This window comes from Streptomyces sp. NPDC001868, from assembly GCF_040297125.1.
GTDB lineage: Bacteria > Actinomycetota > Actinomycetes > Streptomycetales > Streptomycetaceae > Streptomyces.
Genome location: NZ_JBEOYO010000002.1, coordinates 513,542 through 539,556, shown reverse-complemented (window position 1 = coordinate 539,556; position 26,015 = coordinate 513,542). Strand labels below are relative to the sequence as shown.

The 26,015-nt window shown below is 72.9% G+C and carries 22 protein-coding genes; 9 read left to right on the top strand and 13 right to left on the bottom strand.

Annotation, left to right across the window (positions count from 1 at the left end; genetic code table 11):
- Positions 1 to 99: 99 nt before the first annotated feature.
- Positions 100 to 1,374 carry a cytochrome P450 gene (locus tag ABT147_RS04725; protein WP_351402688.1) on the bottom strand — a complete coding sequence of 425 codons (1,275 nt, stop codon included), beginning with the start codon at positions 1,372 to 1,374 and terminating at the stop codon, positions 100 to 102.
- 223 nt (positions 1,375 to 1,597) lie between these two features.
- Between ABT147_RS04725 and ABT147_RS04720 the strand changes: the two genes are divergently transcribed.
- On the top strand, positions 1,598 to 2,068 hold the full coding sequence (locus ABT147_RS04720; protein WP_351402687.1) for an SRPBCC family protein: 471 nt from the start codon (positions 1,598 to 1,600) through the stop codon (positions 2,066 to 2,068).
- An 86-nt stretch (positions 2,069 to 2,154) separates the two neighbouring features.
- Entirely contained in the window at positions 2,155 to 2,808 is a 654-nt protein-coding gene (locus ABT147_RS04715; protein ID WP_351402686.1) for a class I SAM-dependent DNA methyltransferase, read from the top strand.
- 42 nt (positions 2,809 to 2,850) lie between these two features.
- Here ABT147_RS04715 and ABT147_RS04710 read toward each other — a convergent pair whose 3' ends face one another.
- The 6 genes from ABT147_RS04710 to ABT147_RS04685 all read right to left on the bottom strand — a co-directional run bounded on the left by ABT147_RS04710 (position 2,851) and on the right by ABT147_RS04685 (position 10,740).
- Entirely contained in the window at positions 2,851 to 3,654 is an 804-nt protein-coding gene (locus ABT147_RS04710; protein ID WP_351402723.1) for a hypothetical protein, read from the bottom strand.
- 90 nt (positions 3,655 to 3,744) lie between these two features.
- Positions 3,745 to 4,899 carry an XdhC family protein gene (locus ABT147_RS04705; protein ID WP_351402685.1) on the bottom strand — a complete coding sequence of 385 codons (1,155 nt, stop codon included), beginning with the start codon at positions 4,897 to 4,899 and terminating at the stop codon, positions 3,745 to 3,747.
- Positions 4,900 to 4,981: 82 nt separating this feature from the next.
- The gene (locus ABT147_RS04700) at positions 4,982 to 6,439 is read right to left on the bottom strand and encodes an NCS2 family permease (RefSeq protein WP_351402684.1); all 1,458 of its coding nucleotides are present in this window, start codon (positions 6,437 to 6,439) and stop codon (positions 4,982 to 4,984) included.
- Positions 6,440 to 6,821: 382 nt separating this feature from the next.
- On the bottom strand, positions 6,822 to 9,209 hold the full coding sequence (locus ABT147_RS04695) for a xanthine dehydrogenase family protein molybdopterin-binding subunit (RefSeq protein ID WP_351402683.1): 2,388 nt from the start codon (positions 9,207 to 9,209) through the stop codon (positions 6,822 to 6,824).
- Positions 9,210 to 9,211: 2 nt separating this feature from the next.
- The gene (locus tag ABT147_RS04690) at positions 9,212 to 9,850 is read right to left on the bottom strand and encodes a (2Fe-2S)-binding protein (RefSeq protein ID WP_351402682.1); all 639 of its coding nucleotides are present in this window, start codon (positions 9,848 to 9,850) and stop codon (positions 9,212 to 9,214) included.
- Positions 9,850 to 10,740 (bottom strand): FAD binding domain-containing protein, encoded by an 891-nt coding sequence (locus ABT147_RS04685; protein ID WP_351402681.1) that lies wholly within the window; start codon positions 10,738 to 10,740, stop codon positions 9,850 to 9,852. Before ABT147_RS04685 ends, ABT147_RS04690 begins: the two co-directional genes overlap by 1 nt.
- A 263-nt stretch (positions 10,741 to 11,003) precedes the next feature.
- Between ABT147_RS04685 and ABT147_RS04680 the strand changes: the two genes are divergently transcribed.
- Together ABT147_RS04680 and ABT147_RS04675 are read left to right on the top strand one after the other, a co-directional pair.
- On the top strand, positions 11,004 to 12,674 hold the full coding sequence (locus ABT147_RS04680) for a PucR family transcriptional regulator (protein ID WP_351402680.1): 1,671 nt from the start codon (positions 11,004 to 11,006) through the stop codon (positions 12,672 to 12,674).
- Positions 12,675 to 12,824: 150 nt separating this feature from the next.
- Entirely contained in the window at positions 12,825 to 13,601 is a 777-nt protein-coding gene (locus ABT147_RS04675) for a hypothetical protein (protein WP_351402679.1), read from the top strand.
- Positions 13,602 to 13,784: 183 nt separating this feature from the next.
- Here the strand turns inward: ABT147_RS04675 and ABT147_RS04670 are convergent, their stop codons facing one another.
- A complete protein-coding gene (locus ABT147_RS04670; protein WP_351402678.1) occupies positions 13,785 to 14,663 on the bottom strand; it encodes a GntR family transcriptional regulator in 879 nt (292 codons plus the stop codon).
- Between the two features lie 248 nt (positions 14,664 to 14,911).
- On the opposite strand from ABT147_RS04670, the gene ABT147_RS04665 reads away from it, so the two are divergent.
- On the top strand, positions 14,912 to 15,730 hold the full coding sequence (locus ABT147_RS04665; protein ID WP_351402677.1) for a (2Fe-2S)-binding protein: 819 nt from the start codon (positions 14,912 to 14,914) through the stop codon (positions 15,728 to 15,730).
- 421 nt (positions 15,731 to 16,151) lie between these two features.
- Complete coding sequence (locus ABT147_RS04660; RefSeq protein WP_351402676.1) at positions 16,152 to 17,207, top strand: DUF2637 domain-containing protein; 1,056 nt, start codon at positions 16,152 to 16,154, stop codon at positions 17,205 to 17,207.
- Positions 17,208 to 17,314: 107 nt separating this feature from the next.
- Here ABT147_RS04660 and ABT147_RS04655 read toward each other — a convergent pair whose 3' ends face one another.
- Positions 17,315 to 17,764, bottom strand: coding sequence for an ATP-binding protein (locus ABT147_RS04655; protein ID WP_351402675.1), 450 nt, complete (start codon positions 17,762 to 17,764; stop codon positions 17,315 to 17,317).
- Positions 17,765 to 18,240: 476 nt separating this feature from the next.
- On the bottom strand, positions 18,241 to 19,746 hold the full coding sequence (locus tag ABT147_RS04650; protein ID WP_351402722.1) for a protein phosphatase 2C domain-containing protein: 1,506 nt from the start codon (positions 19,744 to 19,746) through the stop codon (positions 18,241 to 18,243).
- Positions 19,747 to 20,125: 379 nt separating this feature from the next.
- Between ABT147_RS04650 and ABT147_RS04645 the strand changes: the two genes are divergently transcribed.
- The 3 genes from ABT147_RS04645 to ABT147_RS04635 all read left to right on the top strand — a co-directional run bounded on the left by ABT147_RS04645 (position 20,126) and on the right by ABT147_RS04635 (position 22,462).
- Positions 20,126 to 20,488 carry a hypothetical protein gene (locus ABT147_RS04645; RefSeq protein ID WP_351402674.1) on the top strand — a complete coding sequence of 121 codons (363 nt, stop codon included), beginning with the start codon at positions 20,126 to 20,128 and terminating at the stop codon, positions 20,486 to 20,488.
- 449 nt (positions 20,489 to 20,937) lie between these two features.
- Positions 20,938 to 21,924 carry a helix-turn-helix domain-containing protein gene (locus ABT147_RS04640; RefSeq protein ID WP_351402673.1) on the top strand — a complete coding sequence of 329 codons (987 nt, stop codon included), beginning with the start codon at positions 20,938 to 20,940 and terminating at the stop codon, positions 21,922 to 21,924.
- A 55-nt stretch (positions 21,925 to 21,979) separates the two neighbouring features.
- Positions 21,980 to 22,462 carry a DUF456 domain-containing protein gene (locus ABT147_RS04635; RefSeq protein WP_351402672.1) on the top strand — a complete coding sequence of 161 codons (483 nt, stop codon included), beginning with the start codon at positions 21,980 to 21,982 and terminating at the stop codon, positions 22,460 to 22,462.
- A gap of 72 nt (positions 22,463 to 22,534) precedes the next feature.
- On the opposite strand, the gene ABT147_RS04630 is transcribed toward ABT147_RS04635, so the two are convergent.
- The 3 genes from ABT147_RS04630 to rsgA all read right to left on the bottom strand — a co-directional run bounded on the left by ABT147_RS04630 (position 22,535) and on the right by rsgA (position 25,668).
- On the bottom strand, positions 22,535 to 23,029 hold the full coding sequence (locus tag ABT147_RS04630; RefSeq protein WP_351402671.1) for a methylated-DNA--[protein]-cysteine S-methyltransferase: 495 nt from the start codon (positions 23,027 to 23,029) through the stop codon (positions 22,535 to 22,537).
- Entirely contained in the window at positions 23,026 to 24,447 is a 1,422-nt protein-coding gene (locus ABT147_RS04625) for a bifunctional transcriptional activator/DNA repair enzyme AdaA (protein WP_351402670.1), read from the bottom strand. Before ABT147_RS04625 ends, ABT147_RS04630 begins: the two co-directional genes overlap by 4 nt.
- A 156-nt stretch (positions 24,448 to 24,603) precedes the next feature.
- Positions 24,604 to 25,668, bottom strand: coding sequence for a ribosome small subunit-dependent GTPase A (gene rsgA / locus ABT147_RS04620; RefSeq protein ID WP_351402721.1), 1,065 nt, complete (start codon positions 25,666 to 25,668; stop codon positions 24,604 to 24,606).
- Positions 25,669 to 26,015 lie beyond the last annotated feature (347 nt).

Here is a 26,015-nt window from a genome sequence, read left to right as displayed (position 1 = left end):
CGAGGTGCCGGGCGGGTGAGGTGCCGAGCGGATGGGACGCCAGACGGGTGAGGTGCCGGGCGGGCGAGTCCGCGTCGTCCGGGCCTGGGCTCAGGGGGGTCACCAGACGAGTTCGAGGCGTTCCGGGGAGCGGTGGATCAACGTCGGGCGCATGGTGATCTGTTGGTCTTCCGCGAGGCGCAGGCCGGGCAGGCGGCTGGTCAACTGCTCCAGGGTCAGGCGGAGTTGTTCGCGGGCGAGCTGGGAGCCGGGGCAGGTGTGGGTGCCGAAGCCGAAGGAGAGGTGGCGGCTGCCGGTGGGGCGGGCGATGTCGAAGTCGTCGGGGCGGGCGTGGCGGGAGGCGTCGCGGTTGGCGCTGCCGTAGGCGAGGAACACCGGTGTCCCCGCGGGGAGTTCGGTGCCGGACAGGGTGACCGGGCGGGTGGTGACACGGCGGAAGCCCTGTATCGCGGTGTCGTAGCGGACGGCTTCCTCGATCGCGGCCGGGATGCGCTGCGGCTCGGCGCGGAGCAGCTCCCACTGCCGGCGGTCGCGCAGGAGGTGCAGGAGGGTCGTCCCGATGAGGGCGGTCGTGGTCAGGTGTCCGGCGATGAGCAGGTTCTGCAAGTGGGCGACGATCTCATGGCGGTGATCGAGCGTCAGCTCGTCGGCGTCCGGTCCGACGACGGACCTGATGAGTTCGGTGCCCAGGTCCTCGCGCGGGTCGGCGTACCGGGCACGTACGAACGCGTCGAGCCGGTGGGCCGTGGCGACCATGTCCTCGGCCGCCGCGATCTGTTCGGCCTCCGGCATGGGCCGGAACAGCAACTGCTCGGCCCGGTGACCGCCGTGGACCAACGCCGGCACGTCGTCCGGGTCGAACCCGATCAGTCGCCCGATGACCTCCCCGGGCAGCCGTCCCGCGTAGGCGGACATCAGCTCCACCCGGCCTCCCTCGCCGCTCCCCTCTCCCTTGCCGTCGCCTCCCCCGCCCTCCTCGCCGGCCTTGATGAACTCGTCGACCAGGGCGGCGGCCCGTTCGGCGGCGTACGGCAGGACGGCGGCGACCCTCGCGGGTGACAGTCCCCGCACGATGGGGGCGCGCAGCTGCTGGTGCAGGGTGCCGTCGGCGGTGACGACGACGGGGCGGCCACCGAAGCCGCCGCCGAGCACGGCCAGCGCGGCGGGTGCGGGCATGACGTCCGGGCGCAGCGCGTTGGCCGAGGAGAAGTCCTCCGGGCGCCGCAGCACCTCCCGTACGTCGGCGTCCCGCGCGACCAGCCAGGAGTCCAGCTCGGGGACGTACGTCAGCCCCTCCGCCGCCCTGGCCCGCGCGTAGTGCGGATACGGATCCCGCTGCAACTCGTCGAGTCTGCCGTGCAGTTCATTGTCCACGGGAGCACCTTCCGGCCGGGGGCGGGCGTGCGTGCGGTCGCGCTCATGGTGTCGCACGGGGCGGCCGGGCGGTAGGGGATCCGCAGCGGGACGGACCGAGGGACGGGTGGGCGTGGAGCGGTCCGCCGGGCGCAGGCCGCCGTCCGTCTCGCGGCGGGCATCGTCGGCGGGTGACGGTCCGGGGCGCCCGCCCCGTCCGTAATTGTTCACTTACGATCACTCCGTGGTCCTCTTTCTCCTCGAACGCCTCTCCCGACTCCCCGCCGACCGGGCCTGGCAGCACCTCACCGACTGGCCCCGGCACGCCGCCGTCGTCCCGCTGACCCGTATCACCGTGCGTACGCCTCCACCGACCGGCGAGGGCACGGTGTTCGTGGCCCGCAGCGGTCTCGGCCCGTTCGCCTTCGACGACCCGATGGAGGTCACGGTCTGGCAGCCGCCGGAGGGGGACGTTGCCGGTAAGTGCCGTCTCGTCAAGCACGGTTCGTTCGTCACCGGGTGGGCCGAGATCGAGGTCCATCCGTACGGAGACGGCGCGTCCCGCGTGGTGTGGCGCGAGGACATGCGGGTGCGAGGGCTGCCGGGCCTCTTCGACCGGCCGCTGGGACGGCTGGCGCGGCGGATGTTCGGGCGGGCGATGGACGGGCTCCTCAGGGACGGGCCGCTCGCGGACGACGACCGACGGGCGGGCTGAGCCCCCCGACAGGTTTGCTCCTGGCCGGTGTTCGACGTCGTTGATGCTCCTGTCGCTGTCAGACCCGCCCGCTACGGTCCCGCACCATGACCTCTCACCATCTGCACACCACCCGGGCCTCCTACGACACCGTCGCCGCCGACTACGAGAAGCTGCTGAGAGACGAGCTGGCGAACAGCCCGTTCGAGCGGGCCATGCTGGGCGTGTTCGCCGAACGGGTGCTTGGCGCCGGGGGCGGGCGCGTCGCGGACGTGGGGTGCGGGCCGGGGCGGGTCACCGGGCATCTGGCCTCGCTGGGGCTCGACGTCTGCGGGGTCGACCTCTCCCCGGAGATGATCGCCGTCGCCCGCTGGGCCCACCCTCGGCTGCGGTTCGACGTGGGCACGATGACCGCGCTCGACTTCGAGGACGGCTCCCTGTCCGGCGCCCTCGCCTGGTACTCCACGGTGCACACCCCGCCCGCCGAACTCCCACCGGTCTTCCGCGAGTTCCACCGGGTCCTCGCCCCCGGCGGTCTTCTCGCCCTCGCCTACAAGGTCGGCGACGAGTCCGTCCACCTGTCGCACGCGTACGGCCACGACCTGGACCTCGATGTCTACCGCTTCCCGCCGGACCTGGTCGCGGACCTGCTGGGGGACGCCGGGTTCGTCGAGGCGGCGCGGCTGGTGCGGGAGCCGGACGGGCCCGGCACCACGGCGACCACTCCCCAGGCGTATGTGCTGGCGCGCAAGCCGGAGTGACCGTCGGGAGTACCGTCGGGAGTCCTGAGAGCGGGGCCCCGGTCAGGACGGGCCGGGGTCTCCCCTCCGGGCGGCCAGGCCGTCGCGGCGGTCGCGGTCGCCGTCGCCCGTGGTGCTGAGGAGGGTGTCGCAGATCTCGCGGAGCTTGTCGGTGGCCTGCTTGGAGAACAGCCCGCAGAGCCCGGCGATCCCGGAGAAGCCGTACGGGTTGGTCGCGCCCGCGCCGGAGCTGCCGGCGAACAGGCCGCCGCGCAGCAGGAGATAGACGAGGAGGGCGAGGGCCACCCCGATGCCGGCGCGGAGGAGGTACCACCACAGCCAGCTCGCGTAGAGCCGCCGGTTGCCGACGTAGGTCGCGAAGGACGTGGCCGCGTGCACGAAGCTGCCGAGCGCGCTGCACACGACCACGGCCAGCAGCATCGCGGTGTCGGCCGTCAGCGACCAGTCCCCGAGGCCGAAGGGCGACCACCGCGCGGTGGCCGTGGGCTCCGCGCCCGGCTCCACCGTCTCCAGCACCGCCGGCCAGAGCGTCACGAGGGCCCCGCAGACGAAGACGACGTCGGCGAGGAGGAAGAGGCCCAGCAGGGCCGTCGACAGGGTGGACAGCCGCCGCCGCTCGTCACGGGCATCGGCGGGTTGCTCCGGCTCGGGCTCGGCCGGACCCTCGTCGGTGGTCGGCGCCGTATCGCTGTCGCCTCTCGGGTCCGTATCGCCGTCGGCGCGCGGGTCCGTACCCCCGCCGGTGTTCGGGTCCGTACCCCCGTCGGTCGCTTCCGGGTCCGTGCCGCCGCCCGGGGCCACGCTCCCGCTCGCGCCCCCGTCCGGGCGCTCCTCGCCGCTCGCCATGCTCAACTGACCGCCCCCGTAGCGCTGTTGCCGTAACGCAACGGTCGGTCCTGCCGCCCCCGGGGTCAAGCCACCGGCGCATCTCGGGGTTCAGGAGACACGCAGGCTCGGCAGTTCCGTGACGTCCGGTGAGGTGTCGTGGTGGATCGGGGTGTGCGCCCCGGTCAGCGAGACCCCGCTGCCGCCACGCCGGTCGGCGACGATCTCGGCGGCGATGGACAGGGCCGTCTCCTCCGGCGTACGGGCGCCCAGGTCGAGCCCGATCGGGGACCTGAGGCGGGCCAACTCCAGCTCCGTGACGCCCACTTGACGGAGGCGCTCGTTGCGGTCGAGGTGGGTGCGGCGGGAGCCCATCGCGCCGACGTAGGCGACGGGGAGCCGGAGGGCGAGCTGGAGCAGGGGGACGTCGAACTTGGCGTCGTGGGTGAGGACGCACAGGACGGTCCTGCCGTCGACGTCCGTACGCTCCAGATATTTGTGCGGCCACTCGACGACGATCTCGTCCGCCTCCGGGAAGCGGGTGCGGGTCGCGAAGACGGGGCGGGCGTCGCAGACGGTGACGTGATGGCCGAGGAACTTGCCGACGCGGACGAGAGCCGACGCGAAGTCGATCGCGCCGAAGACGATCATCCGGGGCGGCGGGACGGACGACTCGACCAGAACCGTGAGCGGTGCTCCGCAACGCGAGCCCTGCTCTCCGATCTCCAGGGTGCCCGTGCGGCCGGTGTCGAGGAGGGCGCGGGCCTCGGCGGCGACCGTACGGTCGAGTTCGGGGTGGGCGCCGTAGCCGCCGTCGTACGAGCCGTCCGGGCGGACCAGCAGGGCGCGGCCCCGTAGGTCCGCCGGGCCGGAGACGATCCGGGCCAGGGCCGCCGTCTCCCCGCTCGCGGCGGCGGAGAGCGCGGCGGCGGCCACCGGGCGGACGGGGTCGCCGGCCCGTACCGGGGTGACCAGGATGTCGATGACTCCGCCGCAGGTCAGGCCGACGGCGAAGGCGTCCTCGTCGCTGTAGCCGAAGCGTTCGAGGACCGGCTCGCCGTCCGCCAGGGCCTGTTGGCACAGGTCGTAGACAGCGCCCTCCACACAACCGCCGGAGACCGAGCCGATCGCCGTGCCGTCGGCGTCCACCGCGAGGGCGGCGCCGGGCCGGCGGGGCGCGCTGCCGCCGACGGCCACCACGGTGGCCACGGCGAAGTCACGTCCCTGCTCGACCCACCGGTGCAGTTCTTCGGCGATGTCCAGCATCTCTCTCGGTCTCCTCGAACGACGGTTGCGCGAACGGTACTTGCCAGGCGGGACTTGCCGGGCGGGACTTGCCGGGCGGGCCCTAGTGCACGCCCATCCAGCTTTCGATCGGGTTGAGGGCGAAGAAGACGACGAAGACCGCCGTCAGGCCCCACATGAACGCGCCGATCTCCCGCGCCCGGCCCTGGGCGAGTTTGATGGCGACGTAGGAGATGACTCCGGCCGCGACGCCCGCGGTGATGGAGTACGTGAACGGCATGATCACGACGGTCAGGAAGACCGGGATCGCGGTGGCGCGGTCGGACCAGTCGACGTGCCGCGCGTTCATCATCATCATGGCGCCGATGACGACGAGCGCGGCGGCGGCCACCTCGCCGGGCACGATCGCCGTGAGCGGGGTGAAGAACAGACAGGCCGCGAAGAACAGCCCGGTGACGACGGAGGAGAGCCCGGTGCGCGCGCCCTCTCCGACTCCCGTGGCCGACTCGACGAACACGGTCTGGCCCGAGCCGCCGGCCACGCCGCCGATCGCGCCGCCCGCCCCGTCGATGAACAGCGCCTTGGACAGGCCCGGCATCCGGCCCTTGTCGTCGGCGAGCCCCGCCTCGGTCCCTACGCCGATGATGGTGGCCATGGCGTCGAAGAACCCGGCGAGCACGAGCGTGAACACGATCATGCCGACCGTCATCGCGCCGACCTCGCCCCAGCCGCCGAACTCCACATGACCGAAGAGCGAGAAGTCCGGCATCGACACCGCGCTGCCGTGCAACTCCGGTGCGCCGCTCGCCCATTGCTTCGGGTCGATGACGTCGAGGGCGTTCAGGATCACGGCGAGCACCGTGCCGCCGACGATGCCGAGCAGGATCGCGCCGGGGACACCGCGGGCCTGCAGCATGAAGATCGCGAGGAGGGTGACCGCGAAGAGGAGGACCGGCCAGCCGGCGAGTTCACCCGTCGGGCCGAGGCTGACCGGGGTCGCCTTGCCCTGGTGCACGAAGCCGGCCTTGTAGAAGCCGATCAGGGCGACGAACAGGCCGATGCCCATGGTGATCGCGTGCTTCAGGGCCAGCGGGATGGCGTTCATGATCATCTCGCGGAGGCCGGTGACGACCAGGAGCATGATGATCACGCCGTACATCACACACATGCCCATCGCCTGCGGCCACGTCATCTGAGGTGCGACCTGCGAGGCGATGACCCCGGAGACGGAGAGGCCGGCGGCGAGGGCGAGCGGGACCTTGCCGACGACGCCCATCAGGAGGGTGGTGACGGCCGCGGCGACGGCGGTCGCCGTGATCAGGGCCTTCTGCGGGAGCGTGGCGCCTGCGGCGTCCGGGCCGGACAGGATGAGCGGGTTGAGCAGGAGGATGTACGCCATCGCCATGAAGGTGGTGACGCCGCCGCGGAGCTCTCTGGCGACCGTGGATCCTCGGTGGGTGATGTGGAAGTAGCGGTCGAGCGAGGGCCTGCCTTTGGGGACGCGGGGTCCTGAGGTCTCGGCCTCGGCCTCGGCCTTCGGTTGGAGTGACTGTTGGGTCATGTGGGCCTTCTCCCAAGGTTCACAGGGGCACGGCCGTTGCACTGGGCTTCGGCCGATTTGGGAAGGTGCCCGACCCGGGGGACGGCCCGAGACGGTGGTGTGTGCGGGTGGGGTGCGTTGTCGGGTGCGGGTCCGGTGGGGCTGGTCGCGCAGTTCCCCGCGCCCCTGAAAAGCAGGGGCTGCGCCCCATGCTTTTCACCCCGCAGCCTCGTCGCCCTTTCAGGCCCCCGGGTCCATCGCCTTTCAGGCCGGCGGGGCCGTGGTCTTTCAGGCCCGCAGGGGCCTGAATCTTCAGGGGCGCGGGGAACTGCGCGAGCAACCACGAACAACCCGCACCCGCCGACGAACCGCACCCCCGAGCTCATAGGCGCCCCAACAAGAACTACGCCGTACCGGTCAAATGCTCCGGCCGAACCGGCGTCCGGTTCAGCTCCAACCCCGTCGCGTTCCGGATCGCCGCGAGGACGGCCGGAGTCGACGACAGGGTGGGCGCCTCGCCGACGCCACGGAGCCCGTACGGCGCGTGGTCGTCGGCGAGTTCGAGCACGTCGACGGGGATGGTCGGCGTGTCGAGGATCGTGGGGATGAGGTAGTCCGTGAAGGACGGGTTACGGACCTTCGCGGTCTTGGGGTCGACGATGATCTCCTCCATGACCGCGATGCCGAGACCCTGGGTCGTGCCGCCCTGGATCTGCCCGAGGACGGAGAGCGGGTTCAGGGCCTTGCCGACATCCTGCGCGCAGGCCAGCTCGACGACCTTGACCATGCCCAGCTCGGTGTCGACCTCGACGACCGCCCGGTGCGCGGCGAAGGAGTACTGGACGTGCCCGAAGCCCTGCCCGGTCCGCAGGTCGAACGGCTCGGTCGGCCGGTGCCGCCACTCAGCCTCGACCTCGACGGCCTCGTCACCGAGGACGTCCACCAGGTCGGCCAGGACCTCACCGCCGTCGGTGACGACCTTGCCGCCCTCCAACACCAACTCGGCCGTGGCCCAAGCCGGGTGGTACGTACCGAACTTGCGGCGGCCCAGCTCCAGCACCTTCTCCCGGACCAGCTCGCAGCTGTTCTTGACCGCGCCGCCCGTGACGTACGTCTGACGGGACGCGGACGTCGAACCCGCCGACCCCACCTGCGTGTTGGCCGGGTTGATCGTCACCTGGGCGACGCCCAACTCCGTACGGGCGATCTGCGCGTGGACGGTGATGCCGCCCTGGCCGACCTCCGCCATGGCCGTGTGGACCGTCGCCACGGGTTCACCGCCGACAACCTCCATACGGACACGGGCGGTTGAGTAGTCGTCAAAACCCTCGGAGAAGCCGACGTTCTTGATGCCGACCGCGTAGCCGATGCCGCGTACGACGCCCTCGCCGTGCGTGGTGTTGGACAGGCCGCCCGGGAGCTGTCGTACGTCCGCCGCCTCGCCCGCCGCGAGCCACTGCTGCTCCGGCGGCAGGGGCATCGCCTTGACGCGGCGCAGGAGTTCGGCGACCGGGGCCGGGGAGTCGACGGCCTGGCCGGTGGGTAGCAGGGTGCCCTGTTCCATGGCGTTGAGCTGCCGGAGCTCCACCGGGTCCATACCGAGCTTCGCCGCCAGCTTGTCCATCTGTGCCTCGTAGGCGAAGCAGGCCTGGACCGCGCCGAATCCGCGCATGGCGCCGCAGGGCGGGTTGTTGGTGTAGAGGGCGATGGACTCGATGTCGACGTTCTCGATGACGTACGGCCCGGCGCCGAGCGAGGCGGCGTTGCCGACCACGGCCGGGGAGGCGGAGGCGTACGCGCCGCCGTCCAGGACGATACGGGCCTTGAGGTGGGTGAGCCTGCCGTCGCGGGTGGCCCCGTGCTCGTAGTACAGCTTCGCGGGGTGGCGGTGGACGTGTCCGAAGAAGGACTCGAAGCGGTTGTAGACGATCTTGACCGGCTTGCCGGTGCGCAGGGCGAGCAGACAGGCGTGGATCTGCATGGACAGGTCCTCGCGGCCTCCGAAGGCACCGCCCACCCCGGCCAGCGTCATCCGGACCTTGTCCTCGGGCAGGCCGAGCACGGGCGCGATCTGGCGCAGGTCGGAGTGGAGCCACTGGGTGGCGATGTAGAGGTCGACACCGCCGTCCTCGGCGGGCACGGCGAGCCCGGACTCGGGGCCCAGGAAGGCCTGGTCCTGCATACCGAAGACGTACTCGCCCTCGACGATCACATCGGCACGCTCACGGGCCGCCGCCACGTCGCCGCGGATGATCGGCTGCCGGTGGACGATGTTCGGGTGCGCGACATGCGCGAAGTGGTGGTCGTCGCGGCCCTCGTGGACGAGGACGGCGTCCGGCGCGGTCGCGGAGGCCTCGTCGGTGATGACCGGCAGTTCGCGGTACTCCACCTTGATCTTGGCGGTGGCGCGGCGCGCGGTCTCGGGGTGGTCGGCGGCGACGATCGCGACGGGCTCGCCGTGGTGGCGGACCTTGCCGTGGGCGAGGACCGGGGTGTCCTGGATCTCCAGGCCGTAGTTCCGCACGTCGGTCGGCAGGTCGTCGTACGTCATGACCGCGTAGACGCCGGGTGTGGCGAGGGCCTCGGCCGTGTCGATGGAGAGGATCTCGGCGTGGGCGACCGTGGAGCGCAGGATCTGGCCCCAGAGCATGTCCTCGTGCCACATGTCGGAGGAGTACGCGAACTCGCCGGTGACCTTGAGGGTGCCGTCGGGGCGGAGCGTGGACTCGCCGATGCCGCCCTTGGTGCGCGACCCCTGGGTGATGTTGGTGGGCAGGCCGGTGGTTCCCATGATCAGACCCCTTCCGACTGCCGGGCGGCCGCGAGGCGGACCGCGTCCATGATCTTCTCGTAGCCGGTGCAGCGGCACAGGTTGCCCGACAGCGCCTCGCGGATGTCCGCGTCGCTCGGGTTGGGGGTGCGCTCCAGCATCTCGTCGGCGGCGACCAGCAGACCGGGTGTGCAGAAGCCGCACTGGACGGCTCCGGCGTCGATGAACGCCTGCTGGATCGGGGAGAGTTCACCGCCCTCGCCGGTCTGCGAGTCGGTGCCCCGGGCCGCCCACCGCTTGGCCTCGTCGAGCGAGGTCCCCGCCGAGCCGGACGCACCGGCCGCAGCAGTCGTACCGGCCGTACCGCACGCGCCAGACGCACCGGACGCGCAACCGCCGCGCTCCGCCCGCTGCTTGGCGAAGTCCGCCAGGCCCTCGACCGTGACGACCTCGCGGCCCTCCACCTGTCCGGCGGCGACCAGACACGCACACACCGGTACGCCGTCGAGGCGGACCGTGCAGGACCCGCACTCGCCCTGCTCACAGGCGTTCTTGGAGCCCGGAAGCCCCATCCGCTCCCGCAGCACGTACAGCAGGGACTCGCCCTCCCACACGTCGTCTGCTTCCTGCGGACGGCCGTTGACCGTGAAACTGACGCGCATTACGCGACTCCCTCCGTGCGAGCGGCGGTGCCGCGGTACGACTCCCAGGTCCACATCAGCGTGCGGCGGGCCATGACACCGACGGCGTGGCGGCGGTAGCTCGCGGTGCCGCGGACGTCGTCGATCGGGTTGCAGGCGCCGGCGCACAGGTCCGCGAACTGCTTGGCGACCGAGGGGGTGATGATCCGGCCGTTGTCCCAGAAGCCTCCCTCGTCGAGCGCCGCGTTGAGGAACTCCTCGGCGGCCTTGGCCCGGACGGGGGTCGGCGCGGCCGAGCCGATGCCGGTCCGGACGGTGCGCGAGGCCGGGTGGAGGGCCAGTCCGAACGCGCACACGGCGATGACCATGGCGTTGCGGGTGCCGACCTTGGAGTACTGCTGCGGGCCGTCCGCCTTGTCGATGTGGACGGCGCGGATCAGCTCGTCGGGCGCGAGGGCGTTGCGCTTCACGCCGGTGTAGAAGTCGTCGATGGGGATGAGCCGGGAGCCGCGTACGGACTCGGCCTCGACCTGGGCGCCCGCCGCGAGGAGGGCCGGGTGGGCGTCGCCGGCCGGGGAGGCGGTGCCGAGGTTGCCGCCGACGCCGCCGCGGTTGCGGATCTGCGGGGAGGCGACCGTGTGCGAGGCCAGGGCGAGGCCGGGCAACTCGGTACGGAGGTCCTCCATGATCCGGGTGTACGGGACGGACGCGCCCAGGCGAACCGATTCCTCGCCGACCTCCCACTCGGAGAGTTCGCCGATGCGGTTCAGATCGAGCAGATACTCGGGCCGACGGTGGTCGAAGTTGATCTCGACCATGACGTCGGTGCCGCCGGCGATCGGCACAGCGGTGGGGTGCTCGGCCTTCGCGGCGAGCGCCTCCTCCCAGCTGGCGGGGCGAAGGAAGTCCATGTGACCGGCTCTCTTCTTCGTCTTGAGTCGTTCTCTTTGAGCCAGATCGGTGCGGCGGGCCCGGCTCGTCCATGTGCTGTTCACGTGTCCTGAGCTTCAGTACACAGCGCGCTCCTCCGCCCCGGTCAGTCACGGAAAACATGAAGGAGTTGGCTGGCCAGGGGGCGCATCTTGTAGATTCGTATGAACGGAGGGCATCTGCAACCTCTTGGTATTCCCCTGGAAACCTCCTTGTTCTCGACACAGGAACGGCGGCGACGAGAATGCGCCTGCGCGCACTGCTGGACACCGACGCGCTGGGTCTGCGGCTGCTCGGCGGCGAGGACGAGCTGGACCGCACCGTGCGCGGTGTGATGACCACCGACCTCAGGGACCCCAGCCGCTACCTCTCCGGCGGCGAGCTGGTCCTCACGGGCCTCGCCTGGCGCCGTGACGCGGCCGACTCCGAACCCTTCGTACGGCTCCTGACCGGCGCCGGCGTCACCGCGCTTGCCGCCGGGGAGGCCGAGCTGGGTGCCGTCCCGGAGGACCTCGTCGTGGCCTGCGCCCGGCACCGGCTGCCGCTCTTCGCGGTCAACGAGGCGGTGGCCTTCGCCACGATCACCGAGCACGTCGTACGGCAGGTCTCCGGCGAGCGCGCCGGGGATCTGGCGGCCGTGGTGGACCGCCACCGCCGGATGATGACCTCCGGCCCGGCGGGCGGCGGCCCGGACGTCGTCCTGGACCTCCTCGGCTCCGACCTGGACCTCAGGGCCTGGGTGCTGTCGCCCGCCGGCCGGCTCGTCGCAGGCCCCAAGGAGGGCCCCGCCCTCCCCGCCGGGCTGTGCGCGCGGCTGTCCGCCGAGCATCTGGCGGCGACCCGCACGGGACGGCTCGGGCCGCACCGCGTCCTGGCCGGCACCACCACGTACTCGCTCTTCCCGATCAGCGGCACGGGCCGCGCGCCGGGCGCCGCCCGTGACGTGCGCGAGACGGTGCTGTCCGAGTGGCTCCTCGTGGTCGAGGCCGACGCCGGGGACTGGCCCGCCGAGCGGCTCGACCTGCTGTACGGCGTCACCCAGCTGATCGCGGTCGAACGCGACCGGCGCGACGCGGCCCGTACGGTACGGCGACGGCTCGCCCAGGAGGTGCTGGAGCTGGTGCAGGCGGGGGCGGTCCCGGCGGAGATCGCGGCCCGGCTGCGGGTCGCCGCACCGGTGCTGCTGCCGGGCCTCGGGTCGGCACCGCACTGGCAGGTCGTCGTGGCCCGGGTCGAGTGGGACGGCGGCGAGATCGACAGCGGCCAGGTCGCCCAGGCCCTGCTGGAGGAGATCCTCGTCGATCCGCTGGCGACCGGCCCCGAGCCGTCGGACCGGATCGCCGTCGCCCATACGGGTGAGGAGGCCATCGCCCTCGTCCCCCTCCCGGCGGTCACCCCGGAGCACGACGGCCCCGGACCCGGCATCCACGCCGACACGCTCCTCGCCGCCGTACGGGACCCGCTGGCCGCCGGTCTCGACGACGACGGGCGGCTCACCCTCGGCGTCAGCGCGGCCGTGCACTCGGCCGAGGGGCTGCGCGGCGCCCTGGAGGAGGCCCGGCACGCCCGCCGGGTGGCGGCGGCCCGCTCCGGCCGGGTCTGCGCGGCCGGCCACCAGGAGCTGGCCTCGCACGTCCTGCTGCTCCCCTTCGTCCCCGACGACGTGCGCCGCGCCTTCACCGCCCGCCTCCTCGACCCCCTGCGCGACTACGACCGCCGGCACCGCGCCGAGCTGATCCCCACCCTGGAGGCGTTCCTGGAGTGCGACGGCTCCTGGACGCGGTGCGCCGCGCGGCTCCACCTGCACGTCAACACGTTGCGGTACCGGGTGGGCCGTATCGAGCAGTTGACGAGCCGGGACCTCTCCCGGCTGGAGGACAAGCTGGACTTCTTCCTGGCCCTGCGCATGAGCTGAGGTCATGGGGTGGTGGGCGAAGATCCAAGTGCGCCGTCCGCACCCCATGACTTTGTGAATTCCTTCACCCACCCCCTTGGCCGGGCGCCGGAATCCGTGCTGAGATGCGGCCACCACTCAAAGCTCAAAGGCGTGCTCGGGGAGGGCAACGTGGCGCATACCGCCATGTCTGGTAACGGAACGACCGCCGGTGACGATCCACTCCAGACCGCGGTATGGCGGCTGCGCTCACGCGCCTGCTGGGTCGACGCGGCGGCCCTGATCGAGCCCGTCACCCCACAGGCCTCGCTGCAGCGGACCGCGCTGCTCGTCGAGCGCTGTCTCTACACCGAGCAGGGCTGGGAGGACGCGGAGGACGCGCTGCGTACGGCCGAGGCGCAGGCCCGGACCGACGACGAGCGGGGCGCGGCGGCGTGCGAGCGGGGTCAACTGGCGTACGCGGCCACGCTGCTCGGGGTGCGGGACCGCGCCGACGAGGCGCGGGCCGCGCTGGGGCGGGCGGCGGCGCTGATCGCCCCGGGTGCGCCGGGGCGGGCCCTGCTCGACTTCCGCCGGGGTGTTCTCGCGGAGAACCTCGCGGACTCGCCGCAGGCGGCCCGTGCCGCGTATCGCCGGGCGCATGCCGGGGCCACCGCCCATGACGACCTGTTGCTGCAGTCGTTCACCTGGCGTCATCTCGCCGGGCTCGCCCTGCGCGACGGCGAGTTGGCCGAGGCGCGGCACGGCTTCGCCGAATCCCTCCGCCTCCGCGAGGAGTTGGGCTATCTCGTCGGCACCGCCCCCGCGCTCGTCTCCCTCGCCGACACCGAGTCCGAGCCCGAGGCGTCCCGGCTCCGCGAGGAGGCGGGACGGCTGTTCCGCCTCCTGGGAGGCGTCCCGACCTGGCTGGCACGGCAGTTGGCCCCACCACCGGCGGCTACGGCCTGACCGGGGCCGGGGGGGTTCGTTGTCGGCCGCGGGTCCGGTGGGGGCTGGTCGCGCAGTTCCCCGCGCCCCTAAAGGCAACGGCCCCTGCGGGCCGTTGAAAAGCACGGGGCGCAGCCCCTGCGTTTCAGGGGCGCGGGGAACTGCGCGACCAGCCCCCACCGAGCCGCACCCGCCGACGCCCCCTCAGCCCACCACCCCGAAATGCTTCTCCACCAGGCAGCACGCCGCCTCCAGGTCCTCCGCCACCAACGCGTCCAGCAGCGCGATGTGCTCCGCCGCGTCGGCCATCAGCTCGACGCGCCCCCCGCTCCCCACCTGCCCGCCCCCCAACGGCAGTTGCGTACGCCGGTGCAGGTCGTCCGCGATCTGGAGCAACTGCTCGTTCCCGGCGAGCCCCAACACCCCCCGGTGGAAGGCCCGGTCCGCCTCCCCGTACGTGGCCCGGCACCCGGAGGACGCCGCGCGGGCCGTCTCGTCGGCGAGGGGCCGTAGCAGGCTCCAGCGCTCCGCGGGCAACGCGCGGGCGAGCCGCATGATCACCGGGACCTGGAGCAGCGCCCGCACCTCGGCGAGTTCGGCCAGCTCCCGGGCGCCCCGCCGTACGACACGGAACCCCCGGTTGGGCACGACCTCGACCGCACCCTCGATGGCCAGTTGCTGCATCGCCTCGCGCACGGGGGTCGCGGAGACCCCGAACTGCTCACCGAGCGCGGGCGCCGAGTACACCTCCCCAGGGGTGAGCTCCCCGCCGGCGAGCGCGGCCCGCAGCGCGTCGAGGATCTGCCCCCGCACGGAGGCCCGCTGGACGACCGGGCGCCCCTGTGCGCGCGGCAGCGGGATGGGGGTCTCGCTGTGCGTGTGCTCGCCCCGGGCCGCGTCGGCGACGGGGCCGGTGTCGCCGCGCACGCCCGTGGTGCCGGCCGCCGCGATGCCCCGCTCCCGGTCGACGTCCGCGACGCCGGGCTGCGCGGGCACGCGGTAGGCCGACGCCGGACGGGCGGCGGCGGTGTCCGGGGCACTCGCGGCGGTGGCCTGGCGCGAGCGCGGTCCGGCCTGCTCCACGGGGGTCCTCCTCCGAGCCGAGTCGTGTGCCGAGTGGGCCGAGCGGTGCGGCCGACCGGGTACATGGGGGCGCTTAGGTCACTACTGGGGTTGTTACCGGTCGTAAAGCACCATAGGCGCACATGCCCTCAGTTCAAACCTCGACCACCTCGGGTAAGGTAAGCCTTACTTGGCAGCGATGGTGAAACGGCGGTCTCCGTATGCCCCACTCAGCTCCGGCACCGGCCCCCACTGCGCGCACGTCACCCATGACGGGCGCGTACGCCCGCCTGACCGAGGTCCTGCCGATGGTGAGCGTGACAGAACTCTCTCCCACGGACCCCCTGCCCGAGGGTGAGGGGTGGGTCTCCGCCGCCGGGCTCGCGGCGGCGGGGGCCGATCTCGACGCGTTCCTCGCGTGGGACCATGCGCAGATCCTGCGGGACTACGACCGCCCGGGCCGCCCGGACGTGGTGGCGGCCTTCGGGCTGCACCGCTACGCCTGGTACGCCTGTCTGCTCTTCACCGTCCCTTGGTTCCTGGAGCGCCGGGTGCCGAGGTTCCCCGCCGGGCAGGTGGCGTTCCAGCGCGAGCAGAGCCGGCTGGTGGTGCGGGGCGAAACGTTCAGCTGCCTGCCGGACGACCCGGCGGCCGGCGAGCCGGGCGCCCGGGTGGTGCCGGACGAGGAGGCGCTGCGGGCCGAGGTGCGGGCGGCGTACGCCGAGCACATGGAGCCGGTGCTCGGCGGCTTCGGTCCCCGGATGCGGCGGCGCGGACGGGCGCTGTGGGCGATGGCGACCGACGAGATCGTCGAGGGGATCGAGTACGTCGCCGAACTCCTGGGCCCCGACGAGCAGAAGCGCTGCCGGCGCGAGCTGGAGCTGCTGCTGCCGGGGGCGACCCGGCCGTTCGTGGGCGACGCGGGCTACCGCGAACTGACCGGCCCCGGCGGCGAGTCGCTGCCCACCCGGGACCGGGCGAGCTGCTGCATGTTCTACACGCTGGCCCCGGACGACACCTGTGTCACCTGCCCGCGCACCTGCGACGCGGACCGGATCGCCAAACTGACGGCCTCCTCCACCGCTTGACGGATCCTCGCGCAGCAGCCGACGGGCGCCCGCGCACCCTTGACGGACCCTCGTGAACAGCTGACGGATCCTCGCGAACAGTTGACGAACACTCGCCGACCCGAGGATGCTTCTCGCCGGGCGCCCCCCGGCGATCGCCCGCGGCATGTGCCGTAAGATCAACTCCGGGTGGGACCCTCGTTGGGTTACAGGTGGTTCACAAATTCCTCACTTGTCGCAGGAACTTTCCGTTGAACCACCCGAACGGGTAATCTCACTCGCACTCAACTCCCGTCCCTCGCGCGGTAGTTCGAGCAGAATGCCGCCTGGCGTCACTCATTGCACTTCTTTGGCGGTCTCTTGCCCCGAAACCCCCTGAGGGCCGCGAGGATTGGGCCACTATGGCGGGCGTTACGCCCTATCCCAATGCAAGGGACCCCTGATGAGATTGACCGACATATCGCTGAACTGGCTGCTTCCGGGCGCCGTACTGCTCCTGGGCATGCTGGCGGCGGTTGCGGTGCTCGCGCGCGGCAAGCGCTCCGGGGAGCACGCGAAGACCGACGATTCGTGGGAACGCAGTGAGGAGCGCCGCAGGCGCAAGGAGGCCCTCTACGCCACGGCCTCCTACATACTCCTCTTCTGCTGCGCCGCGGTCGCCGCCGCGCTCTCCTTCCGCGGCCTGGTCGGCTTCGGCGAGCAGAACCTGGGCCTCTCCAACGGGTGGCAGTACCTGGTTCCGTTCGGCCTGGACGGCGCCGCCATGTTCTGCTCGGTGCTCGCGGTGCGCGAGGCCAGCCACGGTGACGCGGCCCTCGGCTCGCGGATACTCGTATGGACGTTCGCCGGTGCGGCGGCCTGGTTCAACTGGGTGCACGCCCCCAGGGGCCTCGGCCACGACGGCGCCCCGCAGTTCTTCGCAGGCATGTCCATGTCCGCCGCGGTGCTCTTCGACCGCGCGCTCAAGCAGACCCGCCGGGCCGCACTGCGCGAGCAGGGTCTCGTGCCGCGACCGCTGCCGCAGATCCGTATCGTCCGCTGGCTGCGGGCCCCGCGCGAGACGTACAAGGCCTGGTCGCTGATGCTCCTGGAGGGCGTCCGCAGTCTGGACGAGGCCGTGGACGAGGTGCGCGAGGACAAGCGGATCAAGGAAGAGAACCGGACGCGCAAGCGCGAGCAGGAGCGTCTGGAGCGCGCCCACCTCAAGGCGATCAGCCGGGGCCACCGGGGTCTGCCCGGCCGTGGCGGCGGCGGTGGCGGGGGCCAGCGCCAGGTGGACACCACCGTGGAGCGCGTACCGGCCCAGGTCGCCTCGGAGCCTGCCATATCGACACCGGAACAGCTGCCCGTACGTTCGCGTCCCTCCCTGCAGCCCGTACGCAACGGAGCTGACAAGTCGATCACCGTCGACCTCACCGCGGAGGACGACACCATGGCCCTGCCGCGGCTCGACTCCCTGGAGCGCAAGCTCAAGGACCTGGAGCAGCAGTTCGGCTGAGCGGCATCACGAAGAACGAGCGAGCGAGTCATCGGACAGGGGCGCGGCAGAAGCCGCGCCCCTGTCCGTTGCCGTGTCGATGTCTCATGGATGCCGCGTCGAGGGGGCTACGTCAGCCCGCCGTCGAGGTCGAACCACACCGCCTTGCCCACCCCGTGCGCCCGTACCCCCCAGGCGTCGGCGAGCGACTGGACGAGGAGAAGGCCGCGTCCGTGTGTGCTGTCGTCGGAGGTCGTCCTCGGCCTGGGCCTGCGCCCCACGAAGTCCCGTACCTCCACATGGAGTCCGCGCGGTGAGACGGTGGCGGTCAGCACCGCGTCGTGGTCGGTGTGGATGAGCGCGTTGGTCACCAGCTCGCTCGTCAGCAGTTCCGCTATCTCCGATCGTCCCGGCCGCCCCCATTGCCGCAACAGCTCCCGCAGGGCCCTGCGTGCCTCCGGCACCGCCCTCAGGTCCGCCCGTCCGAGTCTGCGCCTCATCTGTCCGGCACCGGCCTTGTCCGTCGCATCGCCGGTTACGTCCTCCACCACCTCTGCCGAGAAGGCCCCGATCGCCATGGGACCGCCCCCTCGTGCCTGCCTCTTCATGACCCCCGCCCACGCGCCGATGACGATTCCCCTCCTGCTCGAACACGCACACGGGGATGCATGCCCCGTCCGGATCGCGGCACTCATGCCGAATCGTCAACGACCCTCCGTACGCTTTCAAACGCACAGAGTCAAGCCAGCTGTCGGCACCTTGTGAGAGCGCTTCCCGTCCCACGAAACCCCCGCACAGCCCGACGAACCCGGCGCCCCGCCGCACTCCGGGCACCCGGGTCCCGACCATGGCGGCCGGGTCCAACTGCCCACGCGAGGCTGCCGATCCGGCCGTGTGCCACCGGGGCACGACGGCCGTGTGTACACCGTGTTTCCCGCCCGGGCCGGGGCGCTCGCACCGATGATGTTGATTGGCCGGAATCCTGCGCCGGTACCGGCCAACATGTGGCCGGGAGCCACCGGTCGACGCCTGTCGTCGTCCTCCGGGGCCGCCGTCAGGCCTCCCAGACGGCGGCGGCCGTACGGTCGTCCGCGTAGCCCTTGACCCTGACCTGGGCGTCGGCGAGGAAGGCGGCGAGGCCGGGCGGCTCGGCGGCTCCCCAGCGGGCCGCGAGGTGGTCGGCGAGCGGGGCCTCGCCGCGCAGCGGTTCGGCCAGACCGCCGGTGCACAGGAGCAGGACGTCCTCCTCGCGGGCCACGGAGGCACGGAACCTGAAGGGCTCGCGGGGTGGCGCGGGGGCGGGTTCGTACGGGCTCGGGGGTGTCGTGATGCCGAGATCCATGGTGAGTCGGTCGCCGTCGGGGGTCTCGTGCGGCAGCGAGCCGAAGCCGACCACCGGGGCGCCCGCCGTGTCGGCGACCCGGGGCTCTATGTCCTGCCATTCCCCGTCCCGCAGCCGGAACAGTCCGCCGGCGCCGACCCCGAAGAACACGCGTGTACGGCACCGGGGGTCGGCCGGGAGCAGCAGACAGCGCAGGCTCGCCGTGTACTCCTCCGGGTCGAGGCCCTGTTCGACGGCGCTGGCGCGCAGTTTGCCGAGGCTGCGGTCGGTGAGCCGGTGCAGCCCTGACTTGAGGTCGCCGCGCCGGGACGCCCTGATGTCCTCCACCAGCCGGGCGTGGCTCATCCCCACGGCCCGCCCGATCCACCGGCACGCCTCCGCCGCCGCCCGGTGCGCGCCCGGTGTGGCGCGGGCGCCGGTCGCCATGGCCACCAGTACGAGCGCCTGCTCCCCCAGGCCGAAACGGGCGGTCAGGAGTGAGTCCCGGCGCGGTTCGCCCCGGTAGCGCGCGGAGTCCCCGCGCAGCGACGCGGCCCGCAGCGTGCACGCCCCGTAGCGCGCGCCGTCCAGCACCGTGTCCGCGACCAGGTCCCCCAGGTCCTCCGGGTCCGCCGGCGGCAGCGCGCTCGGCTCCGCGTCGTAGGTGGGCGGCCCCGACCCCACGTACTCGACCCGCACCCGCTGACTCCCGGTGACCAGAGTGACCTCCCGCCCCTGGAGGGTCTGCGGGTCGAGCTGGGTGGGGGGCGGGGCGTCCGAGGGTTCGGAGGCCGGGGGTGCGGCGTTCGAGAGTTCGGGTGCCGAGGGTTCGAGTGCCGGCGGGGAGATCGAGGGCGCCGTGGGCGGGACGGCGTCGGAGGGCGGCGCGGGCGGGCTCGCCCATGGGTCCGTGGACATCGGCGGAGGGCCGGGCGGTCGCACCGCCGGGGGTAGCGGGGGACGCGGGGGGCGCGGGGGCGTGCCGCCGGGCGGTACGTCCGCCGGGGGCCGGCCGCCGGGAGCGGGAGGCGCGTCCACCGGTGGCCGTGCGGTGAGGCCTCCCCCGATGGGTGACCCAGTGGGTGACCCAGTGGGCGACCCGGCGGGCGTACGGCGCCGGGGGACGGCCGTACGGAAGCCCGGTGGGGTGGGCCCCGACGGAAAGGTCAGGGGGCCCGTCGGCAGGGCGGGCGGCGGCTCCCAGGGGGCACGCTGCGGGGTGAGGCCGCTGCGGCGCAGGGCGTCGGTGGCACCACCCGGTCCACCGGATCCGCTCCACCCGCCGGGGCCGGGCGGGGGTGTGAGGGGACGCGGGGGGTCGCCGGGGCGGCTGCCGTATCCGTCCTGCCCGCCACCTTGCCCGGTGGGGCCGCCACGGAGGTCCTGGCCATCGGTTCGCCCGGTGGGGCCGCCACGATCGGCCGATCCGTCGGTTCGCCCGGTGGGGTCGCCGCGATCGGCCGATCCGTCGGTGCGACCTGCCGCACCCGGTCCGCCGGACCCGTTCCACCCGTCGGGGCCGCCCGGCGGTCCCTGGGCGGGCACCCTGTCCGAGAGGGCGCCCGGGTGGGGCGGGGCGGGGCGCGGGGGGTCCTGGGCCGCGCGCGGGTCGCCCGGGGTGGTCGCCCCGGATCCTGATCCCCCCGGTCCACCCGACCTGCCCGGCCCACCGCCCGATCCGCTCCTGGCGCCCGACGACCCCGGCACGGCTCCCCAGGCACCCGTCGTACCCGGCACCGCGCTCCAGGCACCCCGCGAACTCGGCGCACCCCGTGGACTCGACGGACTCGGCCGCCCGGTCGGCCCACCCGGCGGATCGGCCGGTGTGCTCGAAGTCGTCGGTGTCGTCGGTGTCGTCGGCGGCTTCCCGACCGTGTTCGCCGCCGAGGCGAAACGGTCGTCGAGGGAATCGGCCGCGACCGAGGGGCCCGTGTCCCCGTTGGCGTCGTCGTACAACTGCCGCCACCAGTCGTCCTCATGACCGGTGGGCCTCTCCCCCTGCTGGCTCATGCCCCTAATTGTCCACCTCAGAGGCCGTATGAAAACGGGGCATCCGGAAAATCGGCCCGCAGAGCAGACGACCTCACGGCGTGTCGGACTACACGTCGAACTCCGGTGCGAGGCAAGGGAGTCGAGGGATCGGTGGGGTCGGGTGGAGATCCGCAAGGCCGTCCGGAGAGATCTGAAGGGACTCAAAGGGGCCCGAGGAGACCGCCGGGCGGTGCCACCCCCCACAGGAGAAACCGCCCGGCGGCGCCGGGGTGACCGGGGCGCGGTGCGGGCGCGGGGGCCGGTCGGCCCGAGTGTGAGGCATGTTCCTGGGATTCCGCTGTGTGACCCCGCCGGGCAGCGAGGTACGCGGTGCGGTGATGATGTGCCGAGGCGGAAGCGCGCCGGGAGAGGCGCGGCAAGGGTGAGGGGCGTCGCCGCATGCTGGGAGCGATAGGTCTCGACGAGACGCACGAGTCGGCGTACCGGGCCCTGGTGTCCGTGGGCGCCGCCGACGTACCGGACCTGGCGCGCCGGCTCACGCTCGGGGAGCACGACACCGAGCGCGCGCTGCGCCGGCTGGAGCGGCACGGTCTCGCCGCGCAGTCCTCCGCGCGCCCCGGCCGCTGGGTGGCCGCGCCGCCCGGTGTGGCCCTGGGCGCACTGCTCACCCAGCAGCGGCACGAGCTGGAGAAGGCCGAGCTGGCGGCGGCGTTGCTCGCCGAGGAGTACCGGGCGAGCGCCGCCGAGCCCGCCGCGCACGATCTCGTCGAGGTGGTGATCGGCTCGGCGGCCATAGCGCAGCGCTTCCTGCAGCTCCAGCTCGGCGCCACGGAGGAGGTCTGCGCCATGGTCACCGGCGCGCCGATCGCGGTCTCCGGCCCGGAGAACAACCCCGCCGAGGAGCAGGCCACCGGCCGTGGTGTCGGCTACCGCGTGGTCGTCGAGCGGGCCGTCCTGGACGAGGACAGCGGGCTCACCGAGCTGTCCGCCGCGCTGGGCCGGGACGAGCGGGTGCGGGTGATGGACGAGGTGCCGACGAAGCTGGTGATCGCCGACCGGACGCTCGCGATGGTCCCGCTCACCACGCACACCGCCGAGCCCGCCGCGCTCGTCGTCCACGCGAGCGGTCTGCTGGAGCTGTTGTCGGGCCTGTTCGAGTCGGTGTGGCGGCAGGCCCTGCCGTTGCGCCTCGGCGCCGGCCGCGTCGTCACCGAGGACGTCCTCGACGGCCCCGACGACACGGATCTGGAGATCCTCTCCCTGCTGCTGGCCGGGATGACCGACGCGAGCGTCGCCAAACAGCTCGAACTGGGCCTGCGGACCGTGCAGCGCCGGGTGAAACGCCTGATGGAGCTGACCGGTGTGACGACCCGGCTGCAACTGGGCTGGCATGCGTACGAGCGGGCCTGGGTGACCCGGGACTGACACACCGACCAGCGCTTGACCTGCGCTTTCTCACGGGGTCCTGCACCCTGGGCAGATGGGAGCGTGGGAACTCCTGCTGGTCGCTGTGGTGCTGCTGCTCGGCCTGTGCGGAGTGCTGGTGCCCGGCGTACCGGGGTCCTGGCTCGTATGGGCCGGGGTCATGTGGTGGGCGCTGGAGGACCCGAGGCCGATCGCCTGGTGGGTGCTGGTGAGCGCCACCGTCGTCCTGCTCCTGTCCCGGGCGGTCCGCTGGGTCCTGCCGCCCCGGCGCCTGGCGGAGAGCGGTGCCACCCCCCGGATGGGCGTGTACGCCGGTACCGGCGCGTTCCTCGGTTTCGTCCTGCTCCCCGTGCTCGGCGCGATCCCCGGCTTCGTCGGCGGCATCTACCTCTGCGAACGCCTCCGCCTCGGTCGCTCCGGCGCGGCGAAGGACGCCACGCGCACGGCGATGCGCTCGGGCGGGTCGAGCGTCCTGACGGAGCTCTTCGCGTGTCTGCTGGTGGCGGGGACGTGGGTGGGCGTGGTCTTCGGAAGCTGAGGCCCGCCGCCCCCTCAGGAGCCACGCCCGCGGGCCCCTGAGGCGCGCGCCCCTACCTCGGGTCGCGCCGCGCTAGAGCACGCCCTCCAGACCGAGGAGCAGGCGCTTGCGGTCGAGGCCGCCGGCGTAACCCGTGAGGGTGCCGTCCGCGCCGATCACCCGGTGGCAGGGGCGGACGATGAGGAGGGGGTTCGCGCCGATCGCGCCGCCCACGGCCCGGACGGCGGCCCGGGGTGCGCCGATACGGGTGGCGATGGCCCCGTACGTGGTGGTCGCGCCGTACGGGACGTCGTCGAGCGCCTCCCAGACCCGCCGCCGGAAGTCGGTGCCCTCGCCGCGCAACTCCAGCCGGAATTCCTTGAGTTCACCGGCGAAGTAGGCGGCGAGCTGCTCCTCGGCGGCCCGGAAGGGCGCCGGGTCGCGCACCCAGGCCGCCAGCGGGACCCGGCCGCCCTTCTGCTCCGGCACGGAGACGGAGGTGAGCGCCCCGAACTCGTCGGCGGTGAGCAGGAGTTGCCCGGCGGGGCTGTCGACGACGGTGTAGTAGGTCCGCTGCTCGGTAGTCACGACTGAACTCCCTGCTCCTGTACCTGTGTCGGTACCTGCGTCTGTACGTGTTGCTTTACCTGTGTCCGAAGATGCCGGAGGGCGTACGACCGCCAGGGTCGCCAGGTGTCCGGCGCTGCCTCGTCCGGTGGTGCCACGTCCGGGTCGCCGAGGGCGCGGGTGCGGATCGCGGCGACGGTACGGGCGTCCAGGCCGGGCAGGGCGAGCAGTGCCGCCTCGGCGGCCTCCCGGTCGGCGCCCACGTCGAGGCGGACGGTGCCGTCGGCGAGGGCGGTGGCGAGGGCGCCGAGCGGGCCGTCCGCGCCGGCCAGTGCGGCGGGTTCGGGGAAGAGATGCGTCAGCGTCCCGTGCGGCGCGTCGAGCGCCTTCCCGTACGCCTGTACGAGTCGGCCCGCCTCCTCGCGCCCCACGAGCGCCCGCACCGCGCACTCCTCCGGATCGGCCGCGCCCGGCGACCGCAGTCCCGGCCTGGCGGTGACGAGCGGGGCGAGCCGCGCGTCCTGCCCGAGGCGCTCGTCCACGGCGTACGGATCGGCGTCCAGGTCGAACAGCCGGCGCAGCCGCTGTACGGCGGTGGTGAGGTCCCGGGGGTCGGTGAGATGGAGCCGGGCGTCGAGCCAGCCGCCTCCCGTACGCTCCCGGCGGCGGTCCCCGGGCCGTTCGTCGACCTCGGCGACACCGGTGCCGTACGGAAGGCGGAGGGTGCGCCGGTACGTGCGGTGGCCGCGAACGCCGGTCAGCTCCTCGATGCCGGTGACGGCCTCGTCGGCGAGGACGTCGAAGAGCGCGGTGGACTGGTACGGGCCCCGGTACGCGAGCCGGAGCGGGATCCCGGCGGTCGGCGCGCCGGCGGAGCGCCGGGGTGCCCCGGCGCGCAGGGCACTGGGCGTCATGGCGTACACGGCCCTGATCGTGTCGTTGAACTGGCGCACGCTGGCGAACCCGGACGCGAACGCGACCTCGGTGACCGGGAGGGCGGTGGTCTGGAGGAGGACGCGGGCGGTGTGGGCCCGCTGGGCACGGGCCAGGGCGACGGGCCCGGCGCCGACCTCGGTGGTGAGCTGCCGCTGGACCTGGCGTGCGCTGTATCCCAGCCGCACGGCCAGCCCGGCGACGCCCTCCCGGTCGACGACGCCGTCCCCGATGAGCCGCATGGCCCGGCCCACGGCGTCCGCGCGCACGTTCCACGCGGCCGACCCGGGCACGGCGTCCGGCCGGCACCGCCGACAGGCCCGGAACCCGGCACCCTGGGCGGCGGCCGCGGTCGCGTAGAACCGGACGTTCTCCCGCTTCGGCGTCACCGCCGGACAGCTCGGCCGACAGTAGATCCCGGTGGTCCCGACAGCGAAGAAGAACTCCCCGTCGAACCGCCCGTCCCTGCTCCGCACGGCCTCGTACCTGGTGTCTTCGTCCTTCATGCCTCCCAGTGTCGACGACGCGGACGACCCGGACTGGCGGAATTCGGACATGAGGCTCGGCGTCCTGGGGATGGGGGGAAGCAGGGGCGCAGCCCCGCTTCCCCCCAGGGGCGCGGGGAACTGCGCGACCAGCCCCCACTCACCCGCACCCAGAACTCAACGCCGCCCACCCCTCTTCGCCTCCATGGCCGCGCGCCCCTCCGCACCCTTCCGCTTCCACTCCTTACGGATCTCCGCCCGCACCCGCGCATCACTCTTCGCCACGATCCGCTGGTTCTCCCGGAGCAGCTTCCGGTAGCTGTCGAGCCGCCGCTCGGGCAGCTCACCGGACTCGACCGCGCCGAGGACCGCGCAGCCGGGCTCGGCGATGTGCGCGCAGTCGTGGAAGCGGCAGTCCGCGGCCAGGGCCTCGATCTCGGCGAAGACCTGTCCGACCCCGCTCTCGGCGTCCCAGAGGCCGACGCCGCGCAGCCCGGGGGTGTCGATGAGGACCCCGCCGCCGGGGAGGGCGAGGAGGTTGCGGGTAGTCGTGGTGTGCCGTCCCTTGCCGTCCACGTCACGGATGGCCTGGACGTCCATGACGTCCTCGCCGAGCAGCGCGTTGGCGAGGGTCGACTTTCCGGCGCCGGACTGCCCGAGCAGGACGGAGGTACCGCCGGAGAGCACCGCGGCGAGGACGTCGAGGCCCTCGCCGAGGGCGGAGCTGACCGTCAGCACGGCGACGCCGGGCGCGACGGTCTCCACGTCCTGCACCAGATGCGCCAGCGTGGCGGCCTCCGGCACGAGGTCGGCCTTGGTGAGCACGACGACCGGCTGGGCCCCGGACTCCCAGGCCAGCGCGAGGAACCGTTCGACGCGACCGAGGTCGAGTTCCACGGCGAGGGACACGGCGACGACCGCGTAGTCGACGTTGGCGGCGAGGATCTGTCCCTCGGCGCGCTTGGAGGAGGTGGAGCGTACGAAGGCGCTGCGGCGGGGCAGGTAGGTGCGGACGTACCGGGGGTCGCCCGCCGGTTCGACGGCGACCCAGTCGCCCGTGCACACGACACGCATCGGGTCGTGAGGCGTGACGAAAGCGGTGTCGGCCCGCAGCGAACCGTTCGCGGTGACGACGTCGCACTGCCCTCGGTCGACACGGACGACTCGCCCGGCGAGCAGGCCTTCGGCGTCGTAGGGGGCGAAGGCGTCCGCCCAGGAGTCGTCCCAGCCGTAGGGGGCCAGGGCGGAGAGGTCGGAACCGGCACCGGAAGCCGAAGCGGAGGCGGAACCGGTGGTGAAGCTGGAGGAAGTCAAGGGAGACCCTTCACAAGGGTGGTCCCGGCGGCCGTACAGCGAGGTACGGGAGTACAGGAAGTGGGTGTCAGCCGGTGACCACGGAGGTGGACTGGATGGATTCCTGGATGCGGGCAGCGCCCATCGCCGTGACAGCCATCGGTCAACACCTCCTGTCCCACTCGTCGTTGGCTACGGCGGCCGGAAGGCCGCCGTGCTCGGTGATCTCACCCTAGCGGGGGCTCACGGTCCCCCGTCAACCGAATTAATCCGCTCCCCGCCCGCTCCCCGCCCGC

Bases quoted from the DNA above. Each gene is read 5' to 3' on its own strand.
- ABT147_RS04715 (WP_351402686.1), top strand. From the start codon at position 2,155: ATGACCTCTCACCATCTGCACACCACCCGGGCCTCCTACGACACCGTC.
- ABT147_RS04710 (WP_351402723.1), bottom strand. From the start codon at position 3,654: ATGGCGAGCGGCGAGGAGCGCCCGGACGGGGGCGCGAGCGGGAGCGTG.
- ABT147_RS04705 (WP_351402685.1), bottom strand. From the start codon at position 4,899: ATGCTGGACATCGCCGAAGAACTGCACCGGTGGGTCGAGCAGGGACGT.
- ABT147_RS04700 (WP_351402684.1), bottom strand. From the start codon at position 6,439: ATGACCCAACAGTCACTCCAACCGAAGGCCGAGGCCGAGGCCGAGACC.
- ABT147_RS04695 (WP_351402683.1), bottom strand. From the start codon at position 9,209: ATGGGAACCACCGGCCTGCCCACCAACATCACCCAGGGGTCGCGCACC.
- ABT147_RS04690 (WP_351402682.1), bottom strand. From the start codon at position 9,850: ATGCGCGTCAGTTTCACGGTCAACGGCCGTCCGCAGGAAGCAGACGAC.
- ABT147_RS04685 (WP_351402681.1), bottom strand. From the start codon at position 10,740: ATGGACTTCCTTCGCCCCGCCAGCTGGGAGGAGGCGCTCGCCGCGAAG.
- ABT147_RS04680 (WP_351402680.1), top strand. From the start codon at position 11,004: ATGCGCCTGCGCGCACTGCTGGACACCGACGCGCTGGGTCTGCGGCTG.
- ABT147_RS04665 (WP_351402677.1), top strand. From the start codon at position 14,912: ATGACGGGCGCGTACGCCCGCCTGACCGAGGTCCTGCCGATGGTGAGC.
- ABT147_RS04660 (WP_351402676.1), top strand. From the start codon at position 16,152: ATGAGATTGACCGACATATCGCTGAACTGGCTGCTTCCGGGCGCCGTA.
- ABT147_RS04655 (WP_351402675.1), bottom strand. From the start codon at position 17,764: ATGGCGATCGGGGCCTTCTCGGCAGAGGTGGTGGAGGACGTAACCGGC.
- ABT147_RS04640 (WP_351402673.1), top strand. From the start codon at position 20,938: ATGCTGGGAGCGATAGGTCTCGACGAGACGCACGAGTCGGCGTACCGG.
- ABT147_RS04635 (WP_351402672.1), top strand. From the start codon at position 21,980: ATGGGAGCGTGGGAACTCCTGCTGGTCGCTGTGGTGCTGCTGCTCGGC.
- ABT147_RS04625 (WP_351402670.1), bottom strand. From the start codon at position 24,447: ATGAAGGACGAAGACACCAGGTACGAGGCCGTGCGGAGCAGGGACGGG.